The organism is Alphaproteobacteria bacterium (assembly GCA_040220875.1).
Lineage (GTDB): Bacteria > Pseudomonadota > Alphaproteobacteria > JAVJVX01 > JAVJVX01 > JAVJVX01.
On the sequence record JAVJVX010000005.1, the window covers coordinates 138,876 to 162,615 of the forward strand.

The window sequence follows — 23,740 nt, forward strand, 5'->3', positions numbered from 1 at the left end:
TTTTAGGCGAATTTCCAACCTGTCGCATCTTCGGGGAGCGGGGCGGGCCGGCGCGGGGCCGGGCCCTGGCTTGCGACAGTGCGCCGCTTGACGCCTCGCCGGGCTCGCCTATTCTCGTTCCTTGACGCTGTTTTGCCGCGCCAGGCGGCGGGAGATTGATCAGTGGCCGTCATCGTAAATCTGGAAGGCGGGCGGGAACGCCCGGCAACCGAAGGCCTGCAGGCCCTGGCCGATCTTACGGCCAACGATCTCAAGGAGGTGAACCGCGTCATCGTGAACCGGATGCAAAGCCCGGTCGCGCTGATCCCGCAGCTTGCCGCCCACCTTGTCGCCGCCGGGGGCAAGCGGGTCCGGCCGATGCTCACTCTCGCGGCGGCACGCATGTGCGGCTATGAGGGTGAGCGCCATATCGGCCTGGCCGCGGCGGTGGAGTTTATTCATACGGCGACGCTGCTGCATGACGATGTCGTTGACAAGAGCGCCCTTCGCCGCGGACTCGCGACCGCCAATGCCGTGTTCGGCAACAAGGCCAGCGTGCTGGTGGGGGACTTTTTGTTCAGCCGCTCGTTCCAGTTGATGGTGAGTGATGGCTCGACCGAGGTGCTGCGTATCCTGTCCGACGCGAGTGCGATCATTGCCGAGGGCGAGGTGCACCAGATCGTCACCTCGAACGACACCGAGACGGGCGAGGAGGCCTATCTCGAGGTCATCAAGTCCAAGACAGCCCGGCTCTTCGCCGCTGCCTGCCGGATCGGCGCCGTGGTCGCCGAGCGACCGGACGTGGAAGCGGACGCGCTGGAGAGCTTCGGGCTGAACCTGGGAATAGCCTTTCAGCTCGTGGACGACGTTCTCGACTTTTCCGCCAAGCAGGCCACGCTGGGCAAGACCATCGGCGACGATTTCGCCGAGGGCAAGGTCACGCTCCCGATCATCCTGGCCTACCGGCGCGGCAATGAGGAGGAGCGGGATTTCTGGCGTCGCACGATCGAGAGGCTGGACCAGAAGGACGGCGATCTCGACTATGCGATCTATCTCATGGAACGGCACAACTCGCTGGCCGATACCGTCGCCCGGGCGCGCCATTATGGCGCGGTGGCGCGCGATGCGCTGGCGATCTTCCCCGACGCCGAGGCCCGCGAGGCCCTGCTCAGGGTCGTGGATTTCTGCATCGAACGCGCCCATTAGGGCGTCGCCCAAGTTGATCCGGGCGCGGCGGCACGCTATAAGCGCCCCCTCGTCAGGCCCTGCCTGACGGGACCCGTGCCGGAGTGTAGCTCAGCCTGGTAGAGCACTGTCTTCGGGAGGCAGGGGCCGGAGGTTCAAATCCTCTCACTCCGACCATATCGCGCGAACCGCTGGTTCGCCCTCGTTCTGGGGGCGTTCCAGCGCGCGCCGCGACGGCACCGCCAGAAGCCCCTGCCCGACCCTGGCAGGGTTTTCTCATGCGCCCGGCCATGATGCCTCTCCCCGATGCGCTCGCCGGCTACCCCTTCCGGCGGTCTGACCGGCGCGCGCGGCGCGAGAGCGGAACGGAATAAGACGCGCGCCACAATCCTTCGCCCGCCGCCTTCAAAGTTCCACAATTTGCACCGCAATTCCGCCTACAAGCGCGCCCAGCATTCGATCGTCCGGTTCGGGACGTCTCACCACCCGGGCCGGTCGTTTCATCCAACCGCGACTTAACGCATATGCGAAAAGGAAGAGCACATGGAAATCAGGAAAGGATTTTACGCGGCCGCCTTCGCAGCGGCGCTGACCCTACCCGCATTCCTGGGCGCCCAGGCAGGAGACGACTCAGCCAAATGCGACCAGATACAGGACCCTGACAAACGGGCCGAGTGCCTCGAGAAATCCGAAGGCAAGTAATCACGCCCGGGAAACGGTCGGCAGGGTCCGGCCAGTTTGCCCATCTCGCCCCGCGGCACCCGGCCGCGGGGTTTTTTTGCGCCCGCGGCACGATCACGGATGGCGCCCGCCTCACGATCCTGCCCGGGCCCGGCTCCAGGGGGTTGCGGATTTCTCGACCGGAACACCATCCACCCGAATCTCGTCGACAAACTCGTTATAGAAGCAAAGCAGCCCCCTGATGGCCGGGCATTCGGGAATGGGATCGGGATAGGTCCAGACCAGATCGCGCAGCGTTTCTCCCCTCACCGTCACGTCGTGATAGGCGGCGACACCCTTGTAAGGGCAACGGCTCGTCGTCTCGCTGGGAGACAGGATTCCGGGTTTCAGATCCTCGGGCGGGAGGTAGAAACGCGGCGGCAGTCCCGTTTCGAAAAGGAACCGGGCGCGGCGGCTTTCGCCAACCACCTCGCCCCGGACGACGACCTCGACATGCCGGTGACTTTGGACCACGTCGACGCGGTGATAGGGCGAGCGGGGATGTACGAAGATTTCCTCGTCCTCCTCGTACCAGTGATCGATCCTGTTCCAGTAAAAGGCGATGGCCTCCCCGAGGGCAGCGCTTTCCGGTATGGGCGTCGGATAGCTCCAGGCCGCGTTCTCGGCCGAACGGCCCCCGGCCTTGACCGTCCAGTACGCGGCCTCGCCCTTGTAGGGGCAGGTCGTGCGGTGATCCGTCGGCACGAGGAGGTCCATGCGGATATCGGCCCGGGGAAAATAATAGACCGGGAGGCAGCCCGTTTCGAGGACGAGGAGCGGACGGGAAGAATCGGCGATGGTCTCGCCGCCGAACATTGCCCGGACCCGTCGCGGACTATTCTCGATTTCGACGATATGAGGCCCGTCCTTTTCGCGAACATGGCCCGCATGGGTGCGATCGAATATGGCGGATTTGGGCATGCGGTCCTCTCTGCCTTGCTGTCGCGCGGGGCGGACAGATTAACATAGCAGGCGACTCGGTATTTAACCCCAGTTTTTCTGTGGAATTGGGCCGGGCGCGGTGGTAAGAAGGCCGCCATGAAAACCGTTCGGCCCACGACCTGCCGCGAGGCAGCGATCACCACGTATCTGGAGCTCCGCGCCTGTGGCGAGACGGACCCGATCGCATTCGACGCGGCGGTGCAGGTCTATCGCTGCCGCCATCCGGAGATGGCCGCGGAACCGGCCCGGATCCGGGTGGCAGACTGGATCGACGACGCGCTGTCCGGCACGCCGGCCGCCTGAACCTCTCCCCCTGGCTATTTGGCCAGCTGATCGAGCACTGCCAGCATGTCCGCGACCGTGGTGAATTTGCGCCGGGGCGCGCCCGCCCGCGCCGCCGCCAGTTCGGCCGCGTTGATCTTCTGCCAGTCCCCGTAATCGACGACGCGACAGCCGCGTGTCGCCAGCAAGGACTCCAGCCCCTCACGACCGGGTGTCGAACCGCTGCCCGTACCGCAATCCTCGACGACATGCCCCGCCACGTTCACACCGTCGGGATGGTTCGTCGAGATGACGCCCGTGGGCCCCCGCTTGGCCCAGCCGGCCGCGTACAGGCCGCTGGCGATGCGGCCATCCTCGTTGATGAAGCGCCCCTCCCTGTCATCGAAGGGCACGCCGTCGATGGGGCGCGAGCGGTAGCCGATACAGGTCACGACCAGGTCTGCGGGGAGGGTGAAGCTCTCGTCCGTCGCGACAGCCCGGCCCCGCTCCAGCCGGTTACGCACGAGCCTGAGGCCGCTCGCCTTCTCGTCGCCCAGGATCTCCACGGGCGACGCCAGAAACAGAAGGTGGATGGAGATTGGCTTGTCGCCCGGCCGGTTATCCACGTAGCCGCGCAGCACTTCGAGGTTCTTTTCCTTGACGATCTGCGTCTTGCGATCGCCCTGATCGGACACGGAATCGGGCAGCAGGCCGGCATCGATCAGGGGCACGGCGCGCTCGAGATTGCCCAGTTCCTTCAGCTCGCGCGTGGTGAACGAGGCCTCGACCGGACCGCGCCGTCCGATAATGTAGATGTCCTTGAGTCGGGCGGCCTGGATTTTGCCGGCCACCTCTTCTGGCAGGTCGCTCGTGGACATTTCTTCCTCGGTCTTGGCCAGCACGCGCGCCACATCGATCGCCACGTTGCCGTTGCCGACCACGGCGACGGCCTTGCCGCTCAGATCGACATCGAGCCCGGCGAAATCCGGGTGGCCATTGTACCAGCCGACGAAATCCGCCGAGCCAAGGACGTTCTTCTTGTCCTCGCCGGGGATGCCGAGGTTGCGGTCGAGCGCGGCACCGCTGGCAAAGACGACGGCGTCGTAAAGCTCGCGGAGTTCTCCGACGGCGACATCCCGACCCACATCCACGTTGCCGAAGAATCGTACGCGCGGGTCGGCCGCCGTCCGCTCAAAGCGCTTGACGATTTTCTTGCTGCCCTGATGGTCCGGCGCCACACCAAACCTTATCAGACCAAACGGCGACGGCAGCCGGTCGATAACATCGACCCGCGCGTCCGGTGCCTTTTCGAGAAGGGCCTCGGCCGTGTAGAAGCCGCTCGGCCCCGAGCCGACGATAACCACGTTAAGTGGCATGAAGCGTGTTTACCCCTCTGACGCCGGGTGGCTGTTTTCCGTGCCGCCCCCCGACGAGATCCCTCGCGTTTTTTCCGGCCGATCCACCTGCGTGCGCGCGGCCGGGTCTGCGTTTTCCCAAAGATAGCGATCCGGGCCCGCCAGGGCCAGCGCTGCGGCTACCCGCGGGCGCGCGTTTGAGGCATTTCGTCGCAGACCCCCGGTTTCTGGCTCAATTATCTGATTCGGGGTCGTTTTTAGCCCCCCACCGGGGGGCTGCCCCCGGGGTTGCCGCCGGGCAGCCCCGATGCATAATGGCCGCCATCACGCCACGCCCGGCAGCGCATAGCCTGGCCCGGTACTTGGAGAGACAGTATGACATCAACCGTGTTCCGCGCGCCCATCGCCATTGTTTCACTGGTCCTGGCCCTGGCCGCCTCTGGCGCGGCCTTCGCGGCCGACGGCGGAGACCCCGCCGAGGGGAAGAAAGTGTTCAACAAATGCAAGGCCTGTCACTCATTGGAAGAGGGCAAGAACAAGGTCGGCCCCAGCCTCCACGGCATTTTCGGCCGCGAAGCGGGCTCGGTTGAAGGGTTTTCGCGCTATTCGGATGCCAACAAGGATTCCCACATCGTCTGGACGGAAGAGGTGATGTTCGAATATCTCGAAAACCCGCGGGAATATTTGCCGGGCACTACGATGGGGTTCATCGGCCTGAAGAAGGAAGAGGACCGGCGCAACGTTATCGCCTATCTCAAGGAAAACACCCAGTAAGCCAGGCGAGCAGACGCGTTTCCGGAAGCGCCGGTCCCGAAGAGGCCGGCGCTTTTCATTTTGCCTCGGCCTGGCGACGGCGGCGCTGGACGAACCAGATTCCCCCCGCGAGCAGAAGCGCCGGCAGGTAGAACACCTCCTTGGGCACGCGGTCGGTCGGTCGGATCACGCCCTCAACGGTCCAGCCCGCGGCCAGCCCCGCCTTGTGCGCGGCCGATCCGAAAACGACGCGCTCCACCCGCAGCACGCCCTCGTCGCGCCGGAGCGTGAGCCCGGCCGCCGCCAGCCGAGCGGCCCCATCGCCGTCATCAGGGGCCGCGCGCGGGCCGAGTCGAACCGCGACGAGCCGCTCGACCGATTTGCCCGAAAGCGTGTCGCCTGCGACCCGAAGGTCGAGATGCCCACCCTCCGGCACAGCGCGGACAGCGGCAGTGATCTCTTTCGGCGGGGCGAGATAGGCGGGCGGCGCGATCCGGTCCATCCAGAAATCGGGCCGGAACAGGGTGAATGCGGCGAGCAGCAGAAGCAGAGTTTCGACCAGCCGGTTGCGGGTCTGGAAATGGCCCATCGTGGCGGCGGCAAAAATCAGCATGCCCGAGAGCGCGGCCAGCGCGACCACGAACCCGTGTGCCCAGCCGGTAATGCCGATCAGGAGGAGTTCGGGATTGAAGATGAAGACGAAGGGCAGCACCGCCGTGCGCAGACTGTAGAAGAAGGCCGTGAAGCCGGTCCTGAGCGGATCGGCGCCCGCCAGCGCGGCGGCGGCATAGGAGGCGAGGCCCACGGGCGGGGTGACGTCCGCCATCAGCCCGAAATAGAAGACGAAGAGATGGGCAGCGATGACCGGCACGACCAGCCCCGCATCGCCGCCGAGGGCCACGATCACCGGCGCCATGAGGGTTGCGACGACGATATAGTTGGCGGTCGTCGGCAAGCCCATCCCGAGGACCAGGCTGATCAGGGCGGTAAAGATCAGAAGCAGGACGAGATCCCCGCCCGACAGGGCCTCGACCAGTTCCGTCATCACGAGACCGATCCCTGTCAGAGACACCGTCCCGACGATGATGCCGGCCGTCGCCGTGGCGAGGGCCACGCCGACCATTCCCTCGGCGCCGTTGCGTAGCCCTTGGAGGGCGGCGCGGGCGCCCGCAAGCAGTTCCGGCCAGCCACTCTTCTCGCCTCGAAACCGCAGCAGCAGGACATCCTGGGTGAGCAGAATGAAAACGAGGAAGGCGGCCGCGTAAAAAGCAGCAAGTCCGGGGGAGAGGCGTTCGACCACCAGCGCCCAGACGAGCAGCACGAGCGGCAACAGATAGGGCAGGCCCTGCATCAGCGTGGGCAGGACCGGGGGCACCACCTCCAAATCCTCGCTTTCCTCGCGCGCCGGACCCACCCGCGCGCCGGGCGCGGCCAGCCGGATAAAAAGCAGATAAACCACCCCCAGCAGGCCGGCCACGACCCAGCCCGCCCCATCACCGAAGGCCGATCGGGTCCATCCGAGCCCCGCCTCGACGCCGAGGGCGAGCAGCGCCATGGCGATGAAGGTGAAGAGAAATCCGGCCAGCGCCCGCACCGGGTGTGCCGGGATGGCGCGCGGCAGGCCTGTCATGCCGGCCTTCAGCGCCTCGAGGTGAACCAGATAGAAAAGCGCGGCATAGGAGATCACGGCGGGCAGGATGGCGTGCTTCAGCACCTCCACATAGCTGATGCCGACATAGTCCACCATGAGGAAGGCGGCCGCGCCCATCACGGGCGGCATGATCTGGCCGTTGACCGAGGCGGCCACTTCCACGGCGGCCGCCTTGTGAGCCGGGAATCCGACACGCTTCATCAGCGGCACCGTGAAGGTCCCTGTGGTCACGACATTGGCGATGCTCGATCCCGAGGCCAGCCCCGTCAGCCCCGAGGCCAGGACGGCGGCCTTGGCCGGACCACCCCGGCGGTGGCCGAGCAGGGCGAAGGCGAGGCGGATGAAATAGCCGCCCGCCCCCGCCCGTTCGAGAAAGGCCCCGAACAGCACGAACAGGAAAACAAAGGCGGTGGACACGCCAAGCGCAACGCCGAATACGCCTTCGCTCGACAGCCACTGATGACTGATCGTCTTGCTGAACGAGGCGCCCTTGTGGGCAATCACATCGGGCATCACGGGACCGGCGAGACCATAGACGAGGAACGCTGTCGCGATCAGGACAAGCGGCCAGCCGAGCGCCCGGCGCGTCGCCTCCAGGAGCAGGACGAGGCCAAGCGCGCCAATCAGAAGGTCCACCGTGTTCGGCAGCCCCGCACGGACGGCCAGGGCATCGTCAAAGGCGACGAGGTAAAGCGTCGTCGCGACCCCGGCCCCGGCGAAAAGCCAGCTCAGGCGACCGCCGGTCGCGGTCTCGGTCTTTTCCCGCCCGCCGCCCGCCAGAAAGACGAGCGCCAGGGCGAACGCCAGATGGATGGCGCGCGCGGTGCCGTCATTGATGACCAGTACGCCGAGGGCGAAGGGCAGCGGTGACACGTACCAGAGCTGGAAGAGCGACCAGCCGACGGCCAGCGCCGCTGCGGTGCGGGTTCGCAATCCCTCGGCCCAGGACATCCCGGCCATAATCAGCGCCAGCCCTTCTCGACGTAATAGCGACGCGCCGCCTCATGGAGTGGCGCGGACAAGCCCTTGGAGACCATGTCGACCGGGGCAAGATGGCGAAAGGATGGATGGAGGCGACGGAAATCATCGAGATGGCCGAAGACGGCCTCGACGACGGCCCGCACCTGCCGATCAGGGACACTCGCGCGCGCCACGAGGGTCGCCCGCACGCCGAAGGTTCGCACGTCTTCCGGTGTGCCCCGATATGTGCCGCCTGGAATGACGGCCCAGTCGTAATAGGGCCATTTTTTGACCAGCGCCTCGATCTCGGGCCCGGTGACCGGCACGAGGACCGCGTCGCAGGCAGTGGTGGCCTCGAGGATTGAGCCGCTCGGATGGCCGACGGTGAAGATCACCGCGTCGATCTTGCCGTCGCACAGCGCCTGGGCCTGCTCGGCCGATTTGAGTTCGGCCGCGAGCAGAAAATCTTCCCTCGTCCAGCCGAGCGCCGCCATGACCACTTCCATGGTGCCCCGCTGTCCCGACCCCGGATTGCCGATATTGACCCGCTTTCCCTTCAGATCGTGGAAAGTCCTGATCCCGGACTCGCGCCGCGCCACGACCGTGAAGGGTTCCGCGTGGAGCGAGAAAAGTGCGCGCAGTTCGGTATCCGGTCCCGCATCCGCGAAAGGCGGCACGTCCCCGCGGAAAGCATGATACTGCCAGTCGGACTGCGCCACGCCCATGTCGAGATCGCCCCGGCGCAGTACATTCAGGTTGTAGACCGAGCCTCCGGTGCTTTCGACCGAACAGCGGATACCGTGATCGGCACGGTCGCGGTTGACGAGCCGGCAGATCGAACCGCCCACGACATAATAGACCCCGGTCACCCCGCCGGTGCCGATGGACAGAAATCGCGTGTCGGTGCTGTCGTCACAGGCGCCGAGCGATAACGTGATCGCGGCGAGGACGACAAGCGGAAAACGTCGAATGGCGGCCTCCCCGCGGCGCGCTGGCCGGCTTCCGGCGCGGGCTTTCCCGCCGGTGATTGCGAATTGCCCGATGATGGGCGGAAGGATAGCATGCGGTCAACCGAGCCGGGCGACGGGGGCGTCCTCCCGGCGCGACCGGCCCCGGAGAAGACGACCAGGGATAACGACAGGCCTTTCAGGATACGCATGGATCTCAAGCGGCACATTCGCGAAGTTCCGGATTTCCCGAAACCGGGCATTCTCTTCTATGATATCAACACGCTCCTCGGCCATGCCGAGGCCTGGCGAACGACCGTCGACCGGCTGGCGGAAATCTGCGAGCGACACGATCCCGATCTCCTCGCCGGCATCGAATCCCGTGGTTTTCTGGTCGCCGCCGCCGTCGCCAACCGGCTCGGCCGCGGCTTTGTCCTCGTGCGCAAGAAAGGCAAGCTGCCCGGAGCCACGATCGCCCATACCTACGAACTGGAATACGGCAGCGACACGCTGGAGGTGCAGGCGGACGCAATCCAGCCGGGACAATCGGTCGTCATCCTGGATGATCTGCTGGCGACGGGCGGCACGCTGGACGCGGCCGTGACTTTGTTGCAGCGAGTCGGGGCAAAGGTGCTTTCGGCCGCCTGCATTATCGAACTCACCTTCCTCGAAGGGCGCCAACGGCTCGACATTCCGGTGCACTCGCTGCTGGCCTATGATTCCTGAAAGCCTGGCCTGAGCCGTTTCCGGCCCCGCGCCCTGGCCGGCCCGAAATAGGTCCCTTACCCGCGCGTTTGTGTTGTAATAACCTTTGGTTAACCATTGATTGTCACTGTCCGGGGGGCGGCAACGGGCGGGGAGACCCCCGGTCCGTGCCGAAGGGCGAACAGGCCGGCACGTTTGGGACCCGAGAGACTTCTCGCGGGTTCCGGAGGAATTTAGGGATGACAAAGACCAGAAACCTGCACTTCGCACTGGCCGGCGCGCTCGTGATAGCCGGCCTGACACTGACCACCAACGCCCGGGCGGCTGGCTTCGCCGTCGCCGAGAACAGCGCGAAGGGGCTGGGGCGCGCCTTTGCCGGCGCGGCCGCCGTGGCCGACGACGCTTCGACCGTCTTCTTCAACCCGGCCGGGATGACCTATCTTGACGGCATCAACGCCATGGGTGCCTTCCACCTCATCCTCCCGAATTCAGAGTTCACCAATAACGGCTCGACCGTCTCGCCCCTTTTGGGCGGGGCGCCACTGACGGGCGGCGCCAAAACGAGCGCGTCGAACCCGCTGACCGTGCCCAATCTCTTCGCCAGCTATCAAATGAACGATCGTTTGTGGGTCGGCATGGGACTGAACGCGCCCTTCGGGCTCGAAACCGAATACGGCGCCGGCTGGGTCGGGCGCTATCAGGCGCTCAGGTCCGAGCTCATCACGATCAACTTCAACCCGGCCGTCGCCTACCGGGTGACGGACTGGCTCTCCGTCGGCGCGGGCGCGAGCGTGCAATATGCCGAGGCGGAGCTGTCCAACGCGATCGACTTTGGTTCGGTCTGCCTCGGGTCGGGGGTGGCGCCGGCCACCTGCGCCGGCGCGGGGCTGACGCCTCAGGCGGCTGACGGCAGCGCGAATGTCGAGGGCAATGACACGAGCTTCGGCTACAATCTCGGGCTCATTGTCGAGCCCGTGGCGAACACCCGGCTCGGCCTTCATTACCGGTCGAAGATTTCCCATGAGCTTGAAGGCGTCGCCTCCTTCAACGTGCCGGCCGCGGCCGCCTTCCTGACGGCGGGCGGCAATTTCCAGGGCAGCACGGCGCGGGCCAAGGCAACGATGCCCGAGACCGCGGCAATCAGCGTGGTTCACCAGTATTCTGACAAGATCTCGGTGATGGCCGATGCGACGTGGACTCACTGGAGCCGCTTCGAAACGCTGACCGTCCAGATCGACAACGCCGCAAGCCAGGAAATCGTCCAGCCCGAGGACTGGGACAATACGTGGCGCTATTCGGCTGGCGTGGAATACGATTCCCTTGAGCAATGGGCCCTGCGCGCCGGTGTCGCGTGGGATGAGAGCCCGGTGAAGACGGGCTTTCGCACTCCGCGTATTCCGGATGCCGATCGCTGGTGGGGTAGCGTCGGCGGAAGCTGGCGGTGGAGCGACCTGCTCACCATCGATGCCGGCTTCACCCATATCGCGGTGTCGGACGCACCCGTCAACCAGACCGGCAGCACGGGCGATGTGCTGCGCGGCGCCTTCAAGAACACCACGATCCAGATCCTCAGCCTTCAGGGCAACGTGAAATTCTAGACGGACCCGACCGGCAATAAGAAACGGGCCGGTCTAAACCGGCCCGTTTTTTTTGCCCTTCGCCCGGACCAGCCCCCCTATTCCCGCAATCGGAGCTGGCTCAGCTTGGTGCCGATCTCGCGAAAGGCGGCTTGAAGGTCGGCGTTGTTGGGGGAGTTGAAGTAATGCTCGTCCGAGGTGGCGCAGTTGCGAAAGAGGTTCTGCGTCGTCGTGTTGCTGAGCTGAAAGGTGATCGTATAGAGAATGACACCCTGGGCCTTGATGTCGGTACAGAGAGCGGCCATGCGGTCGTTTACCTCGTCAAGCGCGGCACCCTGGGTGGTGACCCCCAGCCGTCCCCAGCCGACGCGGCCGTAGGCTGTGTAGTCGCTGCCGTCGGGGCCCGCGGGCGGTTTGTCAAACATCTGGTTGACACCATCGGTCAGGATCACCATCACCTTGTCCATCAGGGGTGTGCCGTAATCGAGCGGCAGGTTGGCGGGAGTCCCTCCCCCCCAAAGACCGCGCCAGCGCGGCGAGATCGCACGCCAGCCCCAGACCAGACCGAGATTGGTCAGCGTGCCGCCCCGACTCCAGGCCTGCATTTCGTCGATCGCCGCGATCACGCCGGACTTTTCCGCCGTGAGCGGCGTGACCGCGGGACCACAGCCGAGATTGGGACCGGTCCCGTCATTTCCCCAGAAATTCTCCTCCCTGACCGGCGGCCAGGCATTGTCGCTGTCGACCGGGAACAGATATGGCGTCCAGTAAAACCCGTCTCCGGGCGGGTCGTCGGTCTGGTCGAGGGGGGCTGTCCGGGCCTCCACGCAGCCTTTCCAGGTGGTCGGGCTGTAAGCGCCGGCATCGAAGCCCGTAAGCCAGTCCTGGTGAGCCGCGCCAATATTCACGGAAGCGGAATAGGGCACGAGGCTGACCCAGAAATCCGGCACCGTTTCACGCTCTCCGTAAAGAATATTCACGAGGTCCTTGGCCGCCGCCTTCATGGTGCCAATCTTGTCGTTGCTCGACATCGAACCGGTATTGTCCATGACGAGAGCCAGCTCCATTCCGCGCACCGAGCGTTGAACCACTGTCCGCGCCGACACCGTCATCTTGTCGTGGCCGAACAGTGACATGAAGGTCGCCGGCAGTTCCGCCGACGCCGTCAGCGTGATGATCTCGCCATTGGCGTCGACATTGATCGTCGGGCCGGTGATGGTGGCGCCGAGATAATCGGACGGCAGATTGGCTTCGAAATACATTTCCACGTCGTCCTCGAAATGGGGCGAGAAGACGACCCGGCCGCCCGCCAGGGCCGCGGCATCCAGCGCCTCGCCCAGGCGTGACTTCATCAGATAGCCGCGCGAGGCATCGGTGGCGATCCCGATGAACCCGGCCAGCGGAATGGCGGCGATCGCGACCATCGCCGCTGCCGCGCCGCGCCGGTCGCGCCAAAATCGCCGCCACGCCTGATTGAAAGCTTGCACCATCTCGTTTCTCCCCCGGCCGGTGCCGGTTGAAATCCCGATGACGCCGAGTATGGCAGCACCATCTTGATCTTTCGTTGATAAAGGAAATAAAAGACAAGTAATAAATAATAAAATTTTAGCCAAATTGATAATTTTCTCTAATATTTAGAATATCATTGGAATTTATTACTTATAAAAATGATGTCATTATTCAATTCTTTTTAACGGGCCGGGATCCATACTCGGTTTGTCGACAAGCCGGACCGGCCAGAAAAGGAGGCGGCGCGACCATGGCAAAGACCGTGACAGACTCCTGGCTGCCCCGGCCGACAGCACCACGCAGCCGGCTGCCAGCCCGCCCGGGGATCGGCAATCGGCGCCGGCGCCGGCGCCGATGGCTCGGCCTGGATGAGGCGGGTGCGGGCACTCTTGAATTCGCCCTGGCAGCCCCCATCCTGATCACGATCCTGTCGGGGATTCTCGAATTCGGGATGATCCTCTTCGTCACCATGCTGATGGAAGGAAGCCTGCGCGAGGCATCGCGTTTCGGTATCACCGGCACCTCGCCTCCGGGCGTGTCGCGCGCCGAGCAGATTGTCCAAATCATGAACGAGAATCTGATGGGGCTTGTCGATCTCGACACGGCCGACGTGACACAGACCGTCTATCCCAGTTTCGGTGACGTCAACGAGCCCGAGCCTTTCAGCGACTCCGCGCCGGCAAACGGCGTTTACGACGCGGGCGAGCCGTTCACGGATGTGAACGGCAATGGCGCCTGGGACGCCGACATGGGTGCCGCCGGTCTTGGCGGCCCCGGCGATGTGGTCATTTATTCGGTCGAATATGACTGGCCGCTCTTGACCCCGATTCTCAGTCCCATCATGGGGCAGAACGGCCTGTTCCGGCTCCGCGCCTCGACGGCCGTCCGCAACGAGCCATTTCTGACAGCGGGCGGAGGCTGATCATGGGCATCTTGCGGCATTCGAGGATGCTTGGGTTTCTGCACCTGCTGGGACGCTGCGAGCGTGGCACGCTGATGGTTGAATTCGCCATGATCGTGCCGGTTTTGACGCTCTTGCTGGTGGGCGGCATAGAGATCGGACGATTCGTGCTGGTCGAACAGAAAATGTCGCGCGCGGCGGTGACCCTGGCCGATCTCGTGGCCCAGAGTCCGGCGCTGGCCGCCGGGGATTTCGACAATCTGTTCCAGGCCGCCGGAGATGTGACGGATCCGTTCGAGTTCGAGACGCGCGGACGTGTGATCGTCTCCAGCGTCAGCGCCAGCGGCGGGGCGCCGGCCACAGTGGACTGGCAGCAGGCGGGCGGCGGCGCGCTCATCGCCAGCTCCCAGATCGGGCTGCCCGGAAATCCCGCTATCCTGCCGAGCGAGATGATCGTGCGCGACGGAGAGAATCTGATCGTGGCCGAGGTATTTTTCGATTACGACGCGTTTTTCGCGGACCCCTATATCACGGACCAGATTCTTTACCGCCGCGCCTTCTTCCGACCCCGGCTTTCCGATCTGAGCGTCCTCGCTCCCTGAAGCCGGCCCTGGCCGGGGATTGAACAAGGAACTGGCCGTTTTGGCGCGGCTGGCGTATGGCAGAGCCATGTCCGGTCCCGCCAACCTCCTCAGCCGGCTCTCCGGCGCGCCACCCGACGCCTTCCGCCGTGTCTGGGCTCTCGCCCTGCCGCTGGTCGTGGCCAATCTGTCGGTGCCGCTCCTGGGCGCAGTGGATACGGCCGTGATGGGCCATCTCCCGGACCCCAAATTTCTCGGCGCCGTCGCGGTCGGCTCGCTGATTTTCTCTTTTCTCTATTGGGGCTTCGGCTTCCTGCGCATGGGCACGACAGGGCTGGTGGCGCAGGCGCTTGGGGCCGATGACGGCCCTGAAATCCGCGCCGCGTTGGGCCGCGCGGTCCTGCTCGCCCTCGCCCTCGGCCTCGCGGCCTGGACGCTGATGACACCGGTCGAGGCCATCAGCTTCTACCTGCTGGACGCAAGCCAGGAGGTCGAAACCGAAGCGCGGCGGTATTTTTCGATCCGCATCTGGGGCGCGCCCGCGACGCTCGTCAATTATGTGGCCCTCGGCTGGTTCATCGGCATGGGCCGCACCCGCGATGCGCTTGCCCTGCAGATCTTTATGAACGGGCTGAATGTCGTGCTCGACATCTGGTTTGTCCTTGGTCTGGGCCTTGGCGTGGCGGGCGTGGCCGGCGGCACGGTCATCTCGGAGATCGCCGCCGCCGTTTTCGCAACCCTGCTTATCGTTGCCAGGCTTCGCAACACGCCGGGTGAGTGGGACCTCGCCCTGCTGACCAACGGGCGAAAATTCTGGCGCCTTGCCGCGGTCAACCGGGACATCTTTATCCGCACCCTGCTGCTCATCTTCGCCTTCGCCTGGTTCACCGCGATGGGCGCCCGGCTCGGGAACGAGGTCCTGGCGGCAAACGCGGTGCTGCTTAATTTCCTTGCGATCATGGCATTCGCCCTCGATGCCTTCGCCCATGCGGCCGAATCGTTCGTCGGCCAGGCGATGGGCAGGCGTGACCGGGACCGCCTGTCGGAGGGCGTGCGGGCGAGTTTCTGGCTGGCCGGACTTTCAGCGGTCGGGTTTTCGGTTCTGTATCTTGCCGCGGGAGGCCTGGTGATTGACCTTTTCACCTCGATCCCGGAGATACGCGACCAAGCGCGGGACTATCTCATTTGGGCCGCTCTCGCGCCGGTGCTGGGCGTCTGGTGCTATCAGTTCGATGGCATTTTCATCGGCGCGACCCGAACGAGGGATCTGCGCAACACCATGGTCGTGTCGACCGGTCTTTACCTCGCCGTTTCCTATGCCGCCCTGCTGAGTTTCGGCAACCACGGTTTGTGGGCGGCGCTGGATCTGTTTCTCGCCCTGCGCGGCCTGACCCTGGCGCTCCGGTACCCCGCCCTTCTCGCCAATCTGCAGCTCGAGCGCACGGCACGGGGATAGCAAAAGGAAGCGGCGGGACGCGCAAAGCGCGCCCCGCCGTCCAAACGCGTTGCGTCAGTCGCTACGCGACGTTTCTTTTATAGAGATAGATAATGATGGCCAAGGCGATCAATCCGACGAGGCCGTTATCTCCAAGCGACTGGATCAGCCCGACAAGATTGCCGACCACATCGGAGGGCAGGAACGCCGCCCCGCCGCCGAACAGGATTTGGAGCACGATGGCAAGCGCCACCAGCCCAAGCAAGATTTCCGTGATCTGTCCGATCCAGCCGGAAAGAGACTTTAGAAAGTCCATTAACACTCCCCCTTTTACTGAAGACGAAAGGCTTCATTTAAGGTCCCCGCTTTTGTTCCGCGGGCGACGGAATTTAGCAAATTTCACGCGGTGAAACAAAAATATTGTAGGTTCGATGAAATTCCGCCCCTATATGTTGATGGTTGACCATCATCGACCGCACCGGACACAAGAAATTTCCGCAGTGCAATAGCGCGGGCCCAAAGGATGGCACGTTGCCGAAACTGGGATTTTTCACCGCAACAGGATGGCTTTGTTGCAACGCAAAGATCTGACCCGGTGGCGGGGACGTCTGTCCGGTTGTGGTGAAACTGGCGGCGCCTGGCGGGATTAGTGGTAAAGAAATCCGTGCGCGCCGCGAAACTTGTTGAAAAAATCAGAGAATGAATGGACCCGATCCCATGGCCGACCCTGTGTCCGACGCATCGTCCAATCCCCGCATTGGCGGACTCGCTCTTTCCTACGTCATGCTGCTCGGCGCGGCGGCTGTCTTTGGGCTCATGCCGTCCCTCAACCGCCTCGCGGTCACCAACGGCGTGCCGCCCATCGATTTTGCCTTCTGGTATGCGGCGACGGGCGTAGGCTTCGCCACCGTCGCCTGCCTCCTGACCCGGCGACGGCCGGGCCATTCGGTGGCACATATCCGAACCTATCTTCTGATGGGTGGCTTCGGGCTGGCCCTGCCCATGGTCACGCTGAACTTCGTCGCCCCCCATATTCCGGCGAGCGTGGTGGCCCTGATCATCGCCCTGACGCCGGCCATGACATATTTCTACGCGCTTTTTCTTCGGCTCGATCGGCTGAACCCGTCAAGTCTGCTGGGCCTGGTCGCCGGCTTCGCGGGCGTGGCGGTGCTCGCAATCTTTGGCGGCAGCGAGAGCCAGGCGAACACCGTCGCCTGGCTGCTTATTGCCCTGGCCGCGCCCGCCATGTTCGGGCTGGCGAATGTCTACGCGGCCAAATTCGCGCCGCCCGCGTCGCCGCCCCTCACCCTGGCCCTGGGGCAGATGGCGGGGGGCGCCGTGTTACTGGCGCCGGTCGTTTTCTTCTCGGGCAGCGTGTACCGACCGGGCAGCAGCGGCTTTGGAACCGGCGAGGTGTCGATCCTTCTTGGCGGCCTCGTTATCGTCACCCTGATCACGCTGTTCTATGAAATCGTTCGTCGGGAAGGACCGGTCTTTTTCTCGCAATTCACCTACCTCAACGTCGTGACCGGAGTGCTTTGGGCGGTCCTGATCTTCGCCGAAAGTCTTACGGTCATCTTCGGTGCCGCGCTGGCGCTTATGGCGCTTGGCCTGGTTCTGGTCAATCGCGGTTCGGCCAAGGCTGACGCCTCCTGATAGCGCGGGCAAACAATGGAAGATTTCATCACGCGAAACGAGCCTGCCTTGCGTCTTGGAATATTCCTCGGCGTTTTCGCCGCCCTGGCCCTGATTGAACTTGCTCGCCCTCATCTTGGCCTGCGTGAAGGACGCCGGCGTTGGGCGACCAACCTGACGCTCGCCCTCGTGAACACGGCTGTGCTCAGGTTCGCTTTCCCCCTTCTGGCCGTGGGCAGCGCCGCCTGGGCCGCGAGTACGGGCTGGGGATTGCTCCACCAGATTACGATGCCGGTCTGGCTGGAAATTGCCCTGTCCTTCGTGCTGCTCGACCTTCTGGTCTGGGGACAGCATGTCGCCATGCACCATATCCCGCTGCTTTGGCGGCTGCACCGGGTGCATCATTCCGATCGCGATTTCGACGCGACCACGGGAGTCCGGTTTCACCCGATCGAGATCGCCTTTTCCATGGGGCTGAAAATGGGCTTCGTGATTGCCCTCGGTGCACCGGTCATATCCGTGATCATTTTTGAAATCGTCCTGAGCGCGACGTCGCTTTTTACCCACGCCAATCTGCACCTGCCGGCGGCGATCGACCGGGTGCTCCGCTGGCTCATCGTCACGCCCGACATGCACCGCATACATCATTCCATCCGGCGCGAGGAAACCGACAGCAATTACGGCTTCAATTTTTCGGTCTGGGACAGGCTGTTTCGCACGTATCGCCGGGCCGCCAAGGATGGTGACCCTGGGCTTACCATCGGATTGCCGCCCTACCAGCAGGGATCGACAGGTCGTCTCGGCTGGGCACTGGCTCTGCCCTTCGCGCGCGACTAGTATGATCGCCGCCCGGGGCACGCACAGCCACCACGGTCAGGGGAGCAGCCACATGCGGAATATCGCCATCGGTTTCAGCGCGGGTGCCCTGGGCGCCGTCGCCAACGTCGCCTTCGTCTGGCTGTCGATCCAGTACAGGCTGACGGACCTTCTTTCCCTGTCCCTGTCGAGCCCGCCGCCTTTGCCCGAGTTCCTTTATCGTCAGGTTGCCTGGGGAGGGCTCTGGGGCATCGCGCTGGTGCTGCCGGTTCTCGAGCGCTCGGTGATCTTGCGCGGCCTGCTCCTCGGTGCCCTCGCCTCCGCGGCGGCGCTGTTTTACTTCTTTCCACTGCATACGAATGCCATGGGCCATGGGCCAGGACTTCTGGGCCAGAACATCGGCACCTGGATGCCTCTCTTCGTCCTCATCGCCAATTCCGTCTGGGGCCTCGTGGCCGCCTGGTTCTACCGCCAGGCCCGCTGAGGTGTCGGTCGGCCTTTATCCGCCCGCCCGGCGCGCGATGCCCTCCCCGGTTCCGCCGGAGACCGCCGGCCGCCCCCTTGTGACGCTTTGTTAAGGAAGCGCCCCTAGGGTGGCCGGGGAAGGGCCCGGCCGTGACGGCCTGGAAAACAGGACAATGACAACTGCCAATGACGTAACGCCGCTCCGGATCGAGCGCTCGGCGTATCAGTTCTCGGCCGTCCGCGCGCTCATCGCGCAGAAGGAAACGGCCTTGCGCACTGGCTTGCGCTCCGCCCTTTCGGACTGGGGTTTCCGCAATCTCGTCAGCACCGGCCAGATGCAGGAAGCCATCGGCGTCCTGCAATCACCCGAGATCCCGGACGTGGTTCTGATCGATTCCGATTTGTCGGGCGGCGAGGTGACCGAGCTCATCCGCGAGGTTCGTTACAGCCGCCTTGGTGATAACCCGTTTATCGTTGCGATCGGTATCATCCGCAACCCGACGCCCGACCGTGTCCGGCAAATGGTGAATTCAGGGGTGGATTTTCTGGTGACCTGGCCGGTTTCTTCCCACGCCATCTGGGCCAGGGTGATGGCCTCGATCGAACAGCGCAAAAAATTTGTCGTCGTCAGCGACTATATCGGCCCGGACCGGCGCGAAACGCCGCGGCAGGACGAGAGCCGTTTCGGACTGGATGTCCCCAACACCTTCCGTGACAAGGTTCTGGGACACTGGGACCAGATCACGGTTTCCAGGCAAATTCAGAGCGCCAAGGTGGAAGTCCTATCACGGCGGGCGGCGCGGCTCTCATTTCGTATTCTTGTTCTCGCCGAGCTCATGCGTCGCTCCTTCAGCGCCGGCGCCCTTGACCCGGCCGCGGCTGCACTCGCGGAGCTGGCGGATCGCCTCGGCGAATTTCGCCGCGATATCCACTTCAGCCGGTTTCCCCATGTTCATTCGCTCGCCCAGTCTCTCGAAAGAACCTCCGTCTGGATCGCGCAATCCGGCGGTCAGCCGCATCCGCTGGACCTGTCGCTCGCTTCCGAGACGGCGATGGAGCTCGTTCTGTCCGTCGAACCGGGCCGGACGATTATCGACGTGCGCCAGGAAGCCGCAGAAAGCCTGAAACAGATTCGGGCCCATTGATCCCTGCCCGACCCCATGTCAGATTGATTCCGGAACCCGAGGCAAGCGATCAGGCGCCAACCACGAGGCCAGGGACAGGACCCCGCACCCATGACACTGTTTCGTCGCTTCTGCTTCGAGGCGACCCACGAGCTTGGCGATAATGTCCCGTCGGGCCATGCCTACGGCACCCTGCACGGACACTCCTTCGCCGTCGAGATCGAGGCCAGCGACGGTGAGCCAGCGCTGCTGGCCACCGCAGCCGAGGCACTGCACGGCCGGCTCGACCATCAGCTTCTCAACAATATCCCGGGACTCGCGCGGCCGACGCTGGAAAACATTGCGCGCTGGATCTGGACGCAGACATTGCCCGACCTTCCAGGCCTGCGGACCGTGACCGTCCGGCGCGAAAGCTGCGGCGAAGGCTGCCGCTACGCTGGCTCCCGCTAGAGCGCACGGGCGGCCCCGCCCACACGCGGGGATTTCGCGGTGGTTTTCCACTTCTTCCAGACATATTTTTTCTTTTAACTGGCGCATCGGGCGGGCAAGCTCGCGCCTGCGGCGCACCGCACAAAAAACAGGTCCGGTCAGCGAATATCAGCGGGCGACAGGGGGGTAGGATGAGCGACAAGCACACTGTCAGTGAACGTATCGAGGATCACGCGCTGGAGCGGGTGCCACCCGGCGACCGCCACAACTGGCTGCAGATTTCCTGGAACACGGCAGGCATTGTCACCACCCTGATCCAGATCTATATCGGCGCGACGATTACCTTCATGGCGGGTATGGAGCTGGGCCTCCTGACCGGGCTCTGCGTCGCCATCATCGGCGGCGCGCTGGGCTGGGGGCTCGGCCATATCGCCTACCGCTCGGGCCTCGCGGCGACCGTAATGTCCCGGCTTTACGGATTCGGCGTAAAGGGCTCGCTCATCACATCGGCAATCTTCGGTTTCATCATCATCGGCTTCATCGCCGTCGAAAATATCCTCCTTTACAAGGGTTTTATCTATTACTTCGGCCTTGAGGACACGCTTCAAAACCAGATTCTGATCTACGGTCTTCTCTCGCTCGCCTGGATCGCACTCACGGCATATGGCTTCGACATCGTCACGCGGGTTGCCTCGATCACGCTGGTAGGCTTCCTCGGCGTTCTCATTTACATGATGTTCACCATCGTGGGTGAGACCGGCCAGTCATGGCGGGAAGTCCTGAATTTCGGCGTGCAGTTCTCTGATGCCGAATTGGCGGAGGCCGGTGCGCTGAGCACCTACGGCAAGGTCGTCGTCGCAGTCAACATGATGATGGGGCCGGCCGGCGCGCTCGCCCTCGTCGACGCCGATCTCGGGCGCTATGCGCGGAGTTCAAAGGACATCGGCATTGCCGCCTATATCGGCAACTTCTTCATGGATGTCGCGATGGTCGGGCTGGGCGGGATCATCATGTATGCGGTAGTGCATTACAGCGCCGCTGCCCAGGGGATTTCCACCGAGGAAGCCCGCCTTCTCACAAGCCAGAGCCCGGAACACGTGGCCATCGCCTTTATCCTGTTCGGTGGCTGGATCGGAACAGTGCTGATGGTGCTGGCACAGTCCAAGGCACAGGTGCTCAACACTTATTCCAGCTCTCTCTCCCTCACCAATCTGTTTGATGCGGTGTTTTCCTGGCGGCCGGGGCGGCTGTTCTTTGTGATCCTGGCCAACCTCCTGGCGATCGGCTTCCTTTACGGCGAGATCCTGACCTTCTTCTATAATTTCCTGAAGATCCTCGGCATCCTGACCACCTGTTTCTCAGGGATCATCATGGCCGATTACTTCATCGTCCGCCCCCGGCTCGGCCACGAGGACACCGACCGCTTCGGGGCCGATTACGTCAACTGGGCCGGGGTGACGTCGATCGTGATCGGATTCGTCCTGGCCCATTACGTCCTGAACGACCTCATCCCGATCGAGTTTCTGACATCGCTTGCGGTCTCGTTCCTGGTTTATCCGATCCTGCGCATCTACGTCCTCAAACCGCATTACCATTCGGCCCGGATCGAATAGAAAAGCGGGGCTGAAACAGCCCCGCTGATCTCAACAGCCCCTTCGTCCGCCCGGCACGGGTCGCGCGACCCCCGGGCGGCGCGGGTCCTAATCGTCCATGCCTTTATGGTGATCCTTCATCTTGTCCTTCATCTTGTCCTTCATCTCGGATTTTTTCTCGTCCTTGTCCTTGTAAAGGCCCTCCTTCTCGCCTTCCCCCATGGATTTGGCGCGCTCATGGGCCTCGTCCATATGGTTCTTCATCTCACCCTTCGACTCGCCGTGCATTCCCTCACCCTGCATGTTTTCGCCATGCTCGCCGTGACTTTCGGCGAAAGCGGGAGCAGCCAGGCCAAGGGCCATGGCGGTGGCGAGAAAAGTCCCGGTCAGAAGAGCCGTCTTTGTCGTTGACCGTCTCATGTGTTTCATCCTCCTCAAGAAATTCGAGTATCTGCCAAGCGGTACGCCGCGTGACATCCGATCCGGCGCCCACGCGTATAATAGATTGACGCGTGCCGACCCGTCACCGGCAGGCTCGCCCGCGAACATGGCTTTTTTGGGAACGGCCCGAAATGGATGCGCCCGTCATCGTCTGGTTTCGACGCGATCTTCGGCTGGCTGACAATCCGGCCCTCTCGGCCGCGTTCCAGACCGGCAGGCCGATCGTGCCCCTTTACGTGCTGGAAGATACGCCAGATCTGCCGCCACCGGGCGCCGCCGGCAGCTGGTGGCTGCACCACAGCCTTCGCGCACTCGGGGAAAGCCTGGCCGGAGCGGGACTCCGCCTCATCCTGCGCCGGGGCGATCCGGAAGAGGTATTATCGGCGGTCGTCGCCCGGTCCGGTGCCGGAGCGGTTTACTGGAACCGGCGCTATGTGGCCGCCGCCGCCACCCTCGACACGCGTATCAAGGCAAAGCTCCGGCAAGGCGGCATCGCTGTCGAGACCTTCGACGGCGCCCTCCTTTTCGAACCCCGGACCATCCGGACCGGCGCCGGCGCGCCCTACAAGGTCTTCACGCCCTTCTGGAAAGCGTGTCGGGCAGCACCGGCGCCGCGCGATCCCTTGCCCGCGCCGCCCAGCACGCAGTCCACCGGTCACGCAGCGCCCGATGACGCCTGGAAGCTGGCGAGTGACGATCCGGACGACTGGCGGCTGGCGCCCCGCAATCCCGACTGGGCCTCGGGATTTGGCGAGTGCTGGCAACCGGGCGAAGCTGGCGCGGCCGCCCGGCTGTCCAACTTCCTCCGGTCGGATCTCGAGCGGTATGCGGTCGATCGTGATCGGCCTGATCGGGCCGCGACCTCACGCCTGTCGCCCCACCTTCATTTCGGCGAGATCAGCCCCCACATGGTATGGCACCAGACCCGCATGCGGATGGCGGACGGCGCGGGCACGCTGGCGACGAGTGGTGAGAAATTTCTCGCCGAGCTGGGCTGGCGCGAATTTTCACACCACCTGCTGTTTCATTTCCCGGCCATGGAGAGCGGAAACTTCCGTCCGGAATTCGACAACTTTCCCTGGATCGATAACCCCGACGCCCTTCGCGCCTGGCAACGGGGCCAGACAGGCTATCCCCTTGTCGACGCCGGTATGCGGGAATTATGGCGAACCGGCTGGATGCACAACCGGCTCCGCATGGTCGTCGCCTCGTTCCTGACCAAGAATCTCCGGATCCATTGGCGGGAGGGGGCCGCCTGGTTCCAGGACGCGCTGGTCGACGCCGACAGGGCAAACAACATTGCCGGCTGGCAATGGGTCGCCGGCAGCGGCGCCGATGCCGCTCCCTATTTCAGGATTTTCAATCCTGTCTCCCAGGGCGAAAAATTTGATCCTTCTGGCGCTTACGTCCGCCAATGGGTGCCCGAACTGGCCGCCCTGCCGGACGCCGTCATCCACAAGCCCTGGACAGCGAGCCGCGCGCTCCTCGCCGAGGCGGGAATCGTGCCGGGCCAAACCTATCCCTGCCCGCTCGTGGATCACAAAATCGCGCGGCGCGACGCCCTCGCCGCCTATGACACGATCAGGGGCCGCAAGTAGCGCCCGAAAGGACCCATGGGCGCATGTGCGCATGGGCGCATGTGCGCATGGGCGGCCTCGGCCGGGCATCGAAAAAAGACCGATTAAATTCCCGGCAAAATCTATATAAATACTTGATTTATAATACTTTTTATTCAGCCCCCCTTAAAGACTCCGTGCCATCCTCCCCACAGGTGTCG

23 protein-coding genes and 1 tRNA gene are annotated in these 23,740 nt (G+C 63.9%); 17 read left to right on the forward strand and 7 right to left on the reverse strand.

Translation table 11 applies throughout. The annotated features are described in order from the left end of the window. Positions 1-162 precede the first annotated feature (162 nt). From RLQ26_02950 to RLQ26_02960, 3 genes are all read left to right on the forward strand, one after another. Positions 163-1,185 carry a polyprenyl synthetase family protein gene (locus RLQ26_02950; protein MEQ9087681.1) on the forward strand — a complete coding sequence of 341 codons (1,023 nt, stop codon included), beginning with the start codon at positions 163-165 and terminating at the stop codon, positions 1,183-1,185. Between the two features lie 79 nt (positions 1,186-1,264). After that, positions 1,265-1,341, forward strand: a tRNA-Pro gene (locus tag RLQ26_02955). Between the two features lie 366 nt (positions 1,342-1,707). Continuing rightward, entirely contained in the window at positions 1,708-1,866 is a 159-nt protein-coding gene (locus RLQ26_02960; GenBank protein MEQ9087682.1) for a hypothetical protein, read from the forward strand. Positions 1,867-1,977: 111 nt separating this feature from the next. Here the strand turns inward: RLQ26_02960 and RLQ26_02965 are convergent, their stop codons facing one another. Continuing rightward, positions 1,978-2,805, reverse strand: a complete 828-nt coding sequence (locus RLQ26_02965) for a DUF427 domain-containing protein (protein ID MEQ9087683.1) — start codon at positions 2,803-2,805, stop codon at positions 1,978-1,980. A gap of 117 nt (positions 2,806-2,922) precedes the next feature. Here RLQ26_02965 and RLQ26_02970 point away from each other — a divergent pair, with 117 nt between their 5' ends. After that, positions 2,923-3,129 (forward strand): hypothetical protein, encoded by a 207-nt coding sequence (locus RLQ26_02970; GenBank protein MEQ9087684.1) that lies wholly within the window; start codon positions 2,923-2,925, stop codon positions 3,127-3,129. 14 nt (positions 3,130-3,143) lie between these two features. On the opposite strand, the gene RLQ26_02975 is transcribed toward RLQ26_02970, so the two are convergent. Continuing rightward, positions 3,144-4,463 carry an FAD-dependent oxidoreductase gene (locus tag RLQ26_02975; GenBank protein ID MEQ9087685.1) on the reverse strand — a complete coding sequence of 440 codons (1,320 nt, stop codon included), beginning with the start codon at positions 4,461-4,463 and terminating at the stop codon, positions 3,144-3,146. A 354-nt stretch (positions 4,464-4,817) separates the two neighbouring features. On the opposite strand from RLQ26_02975, the gene RLQ26_02980 reads away from it, so the two are divergent. Then, a complete protein-coding gene (locus RLQ26_02980; protein ID MEQ9087686.1) occupies positions 4,818-5,216 on the forward strand; it encodes a cytochrome c family protein in 399 nt (132 codons plus the stop codon). A 55-nt stretch (positions 5,217-5,271) separates the two neighbouring features. Here RLQ26_02980 and RLQ26_02985 read toward each other — a convergent pair whose 3' ends face one another. Further along, on the reverse strand, positions 5,272-7,806 hold the full coding sequence (locus tag RLQ26_02985; GenBank protein ID MEQ9087687.1) for a TRAP transporter permease: 2,535 nt from the start codon (positions 7,804-7,806) through the stop codon (positions 5,272-5,274). 2 nt (positions 7,807-7,808) lie between these two features. Further along, positions 7,809-8,777 (reverse strand): TAXI family TRAP transporter solute-binding subunit, encoded by a 969-nt coding sequence (locus RLQ26_02990; GenBank protein ID MEQ9087688.1) that lies wholly within the window; start codon positions 8,775-8,777, stop codon positions 7,809-7,811. Between the two features lie 186 nt (positions 8,778-8,963). Between RLQ26_02990 and RLQ26_02995 the strand changes: the two genes are divergently transcribed. Together RLQ26_02995 and RLQ26_03000 are read left to right on the forward strand one after the other, a co-directional pair. Further along, complete coding sequence (locus tag RLQ26_02995) at positions 8,964-9,479, forward strand: adenine phosphoribosyltransferase (protein ID MEQ9087689.1); 516 nt, start codon at positions 8,964-8,966, stop codon at positions 9,477-9,479. 218 nt (positions 9,480-9,697) lie between these two features. After that, a complete protein-coding gene (locus tag RLQ26_03000) occupies positions 9,698-11,056 on the forward strand; it encodes an outer membrane protein transport protein (protein MEQ9087690.1) in 1,359 nt (452 codons plus the stop codon). Between the two features lie 77 nt (positions 11,057-11,133). On the opposite strand, the gene RLQ26_03005 is transcribed toward RLQ26_03000, so the two are convergent. After that, complete coding sequence (locus RLQ26_03005; protein ID MEQ9087691.1) at positions 11,134-12,525, reverse strand: VWA domain-containing protein; 1,392 nt, start codon at positions 12,523-12,525, stop codon at positions 11,134-11,136. A 269-nt stretch (positions 12,526-12,794) separates the two neighbouring features. Here RLQ26_03005 and RLQ26_03010 point away from each other — a divergent pair, with 269 nt between their 5' ends. The 3 genes from RLQ26_03010 to RLQ26_03020 all read left to right on the forward strand — a co-directional run bounded on the left by RLQ26_03010 (position 12,795) and on the right by RLQ26_03020 (position 15,482). Then, on the forward strand, positions 12,795-13,466 hold the full coding sequence (locus RLQ26_03010; protein MEQ9087692.1) for a pilus assembly protein: 672 nt from the start codon (positions 12,795-12,797) through the stop codon (positions 13,464-13,466). A gap of 2 nt (positions 13,467-13,468) precedes the next feature. Beyond that, positions 13,469-14,047, forward strand: coding sequence for a pilus assembly protein (locus tag RLQ26_03015; protein ID MEQ9087693.1), 579 nt, complete (start codon positions 13,469-13,471; stop codon positions 14,045-14,047). Between the two features lie 67 nt (positions 14,048-14,114). Then, a complete protein-coding gene (locus tag RLQ26_03020; GenBank protein MEQ9087694.1) occupies positions 14,115-15,482 on the forward strand; it encodes an MATE family efflux transporter in 1,368 nt (455 codons plus the stop codon). Positions 15,483-15,543: 61 nt separating this feature from the next. On the opposite strand, the gene RLQ26_03025 is transcribed toward RLQ26_03020, so the two are convergent. Then, the gene (locus RLQ26_03025; GenBank protein ID MEQ9087695.1) at positions 15,544-15,777 is read right to left on the reverse strand and encodes a hypothetical protein; all 234 of its coding nucleotides are present in this window, start codon (positions 15,775-15,777) and stop codon (positions 15,544-15,546) included. 401 nt (positions 15,778-16,178) lie between these two features. Between RLQ26_03025 and RLQ26_03030 the strand changes: the two genes are divergently transcribed. The 6 genes from RLQ26_03030 (at position 16,179) to RLQ26_03055 (ending at position 21,543) form a co-directional block, all read left to right on the forward strand. Beyond that, entirely contained in the window at positions 16,179-17,117 is a 939-nt protein-coding gene (locus RLQ26_03030) for a DMT family transporter (protein ID MEQ9087696.1), read from the forward strand. A gap of 15 nt (positions 17,118-17,132) precedes the next feature. Further along, positions 17,133-17,933 (forward strand): sterol desaturase family protein, encoded by an 801-nt coding sequence (locus RLQ26_03035; protein ID MEQ9087697.1) that lies wholly within the window; start codon positions 17,133-17,135, stop codon positions 17,931-17,933. Between the two features lie 52 nt (positions 17,934-17,985). Beyond that, entirely contained in the window at positions 17,986-18,396 is a 411-nt protein-coding gene (locus RLQ26_03040) for a hypothetical protein (GenBank protein MEQ9087698.1), read from the forward strand. A gap of 154 nt (positions 18,397-18,550) precedes the next feature. Next, positions 18,551-19,522, forward strand: a complete 972-nt coding sequence (locus RLQ26_03045) for a response regulator (GenBank protein ID MEQ9087699.1) — start codon at positions 18,551-18,553, stop codon at positions 19,520-19,522. 90 nt (positions 19,523-19,612) lie between these two features. Continuing rightward, on the forward strand, positions 19,613-19,951 hold the full coding sequence (locus tag RLQ26_03050) for a 6-carboxytetrahydropterin synthase (GenBank protein ID MEQ9087700.1): 339 nt from the start codon (positions 19,613-19,615) through the stop codon (positions 19,949-19,951). A 170-nt stretch (positions 19,952-20,121) separates the two neighbouring features. Next, positions 20,122-21,543, forward strand: coding sequence for a cytosine permease (locus RLQ26_03055; GenBank protein ID MEQ9087701.1), 1,422 nt, complete (start codon positions 20,122-20,124; stop codon positions 21,541-21,543). A gap of 87 nt (positions 21,544-21,630) precedes the next feature. On the opposite strand, the gene RLQ26_03060 is transcribed toward RLQ26_03055, so the two are convergent. Beyond that, positions 21,631-21,942 (reverse strand): hypothetical protein, encoded by a 312-nt coding sequence (locus tag RLQ26_03060; protein ID MEQ9087702.1) that lies wholly within the window; start codon positions 21,940-21,942, stop codon positions 21,631-21,633. Between the two features lie 152 nt (positions 21,943-22,094). Between RLQ26_03060 and RLQ26_03065 the strand changes: the two genes are divergently transcribed. Next, positions 22,095-23,561 carry a deoxyribodipyrimidine photo-lyase gene (locus tag RLQ26_03065; GenBank protein ID MEQ9087703.1) on the forward strand — a complete coding sequence of 489 codons (1,467 nt, stop codon included), beginning with the start codon at positions 22,095-22,097 and terminating at the stop codon, positions 23,559-23,561. Positions 23,562-23,740 lie beyond the last annotated feature (179 nt).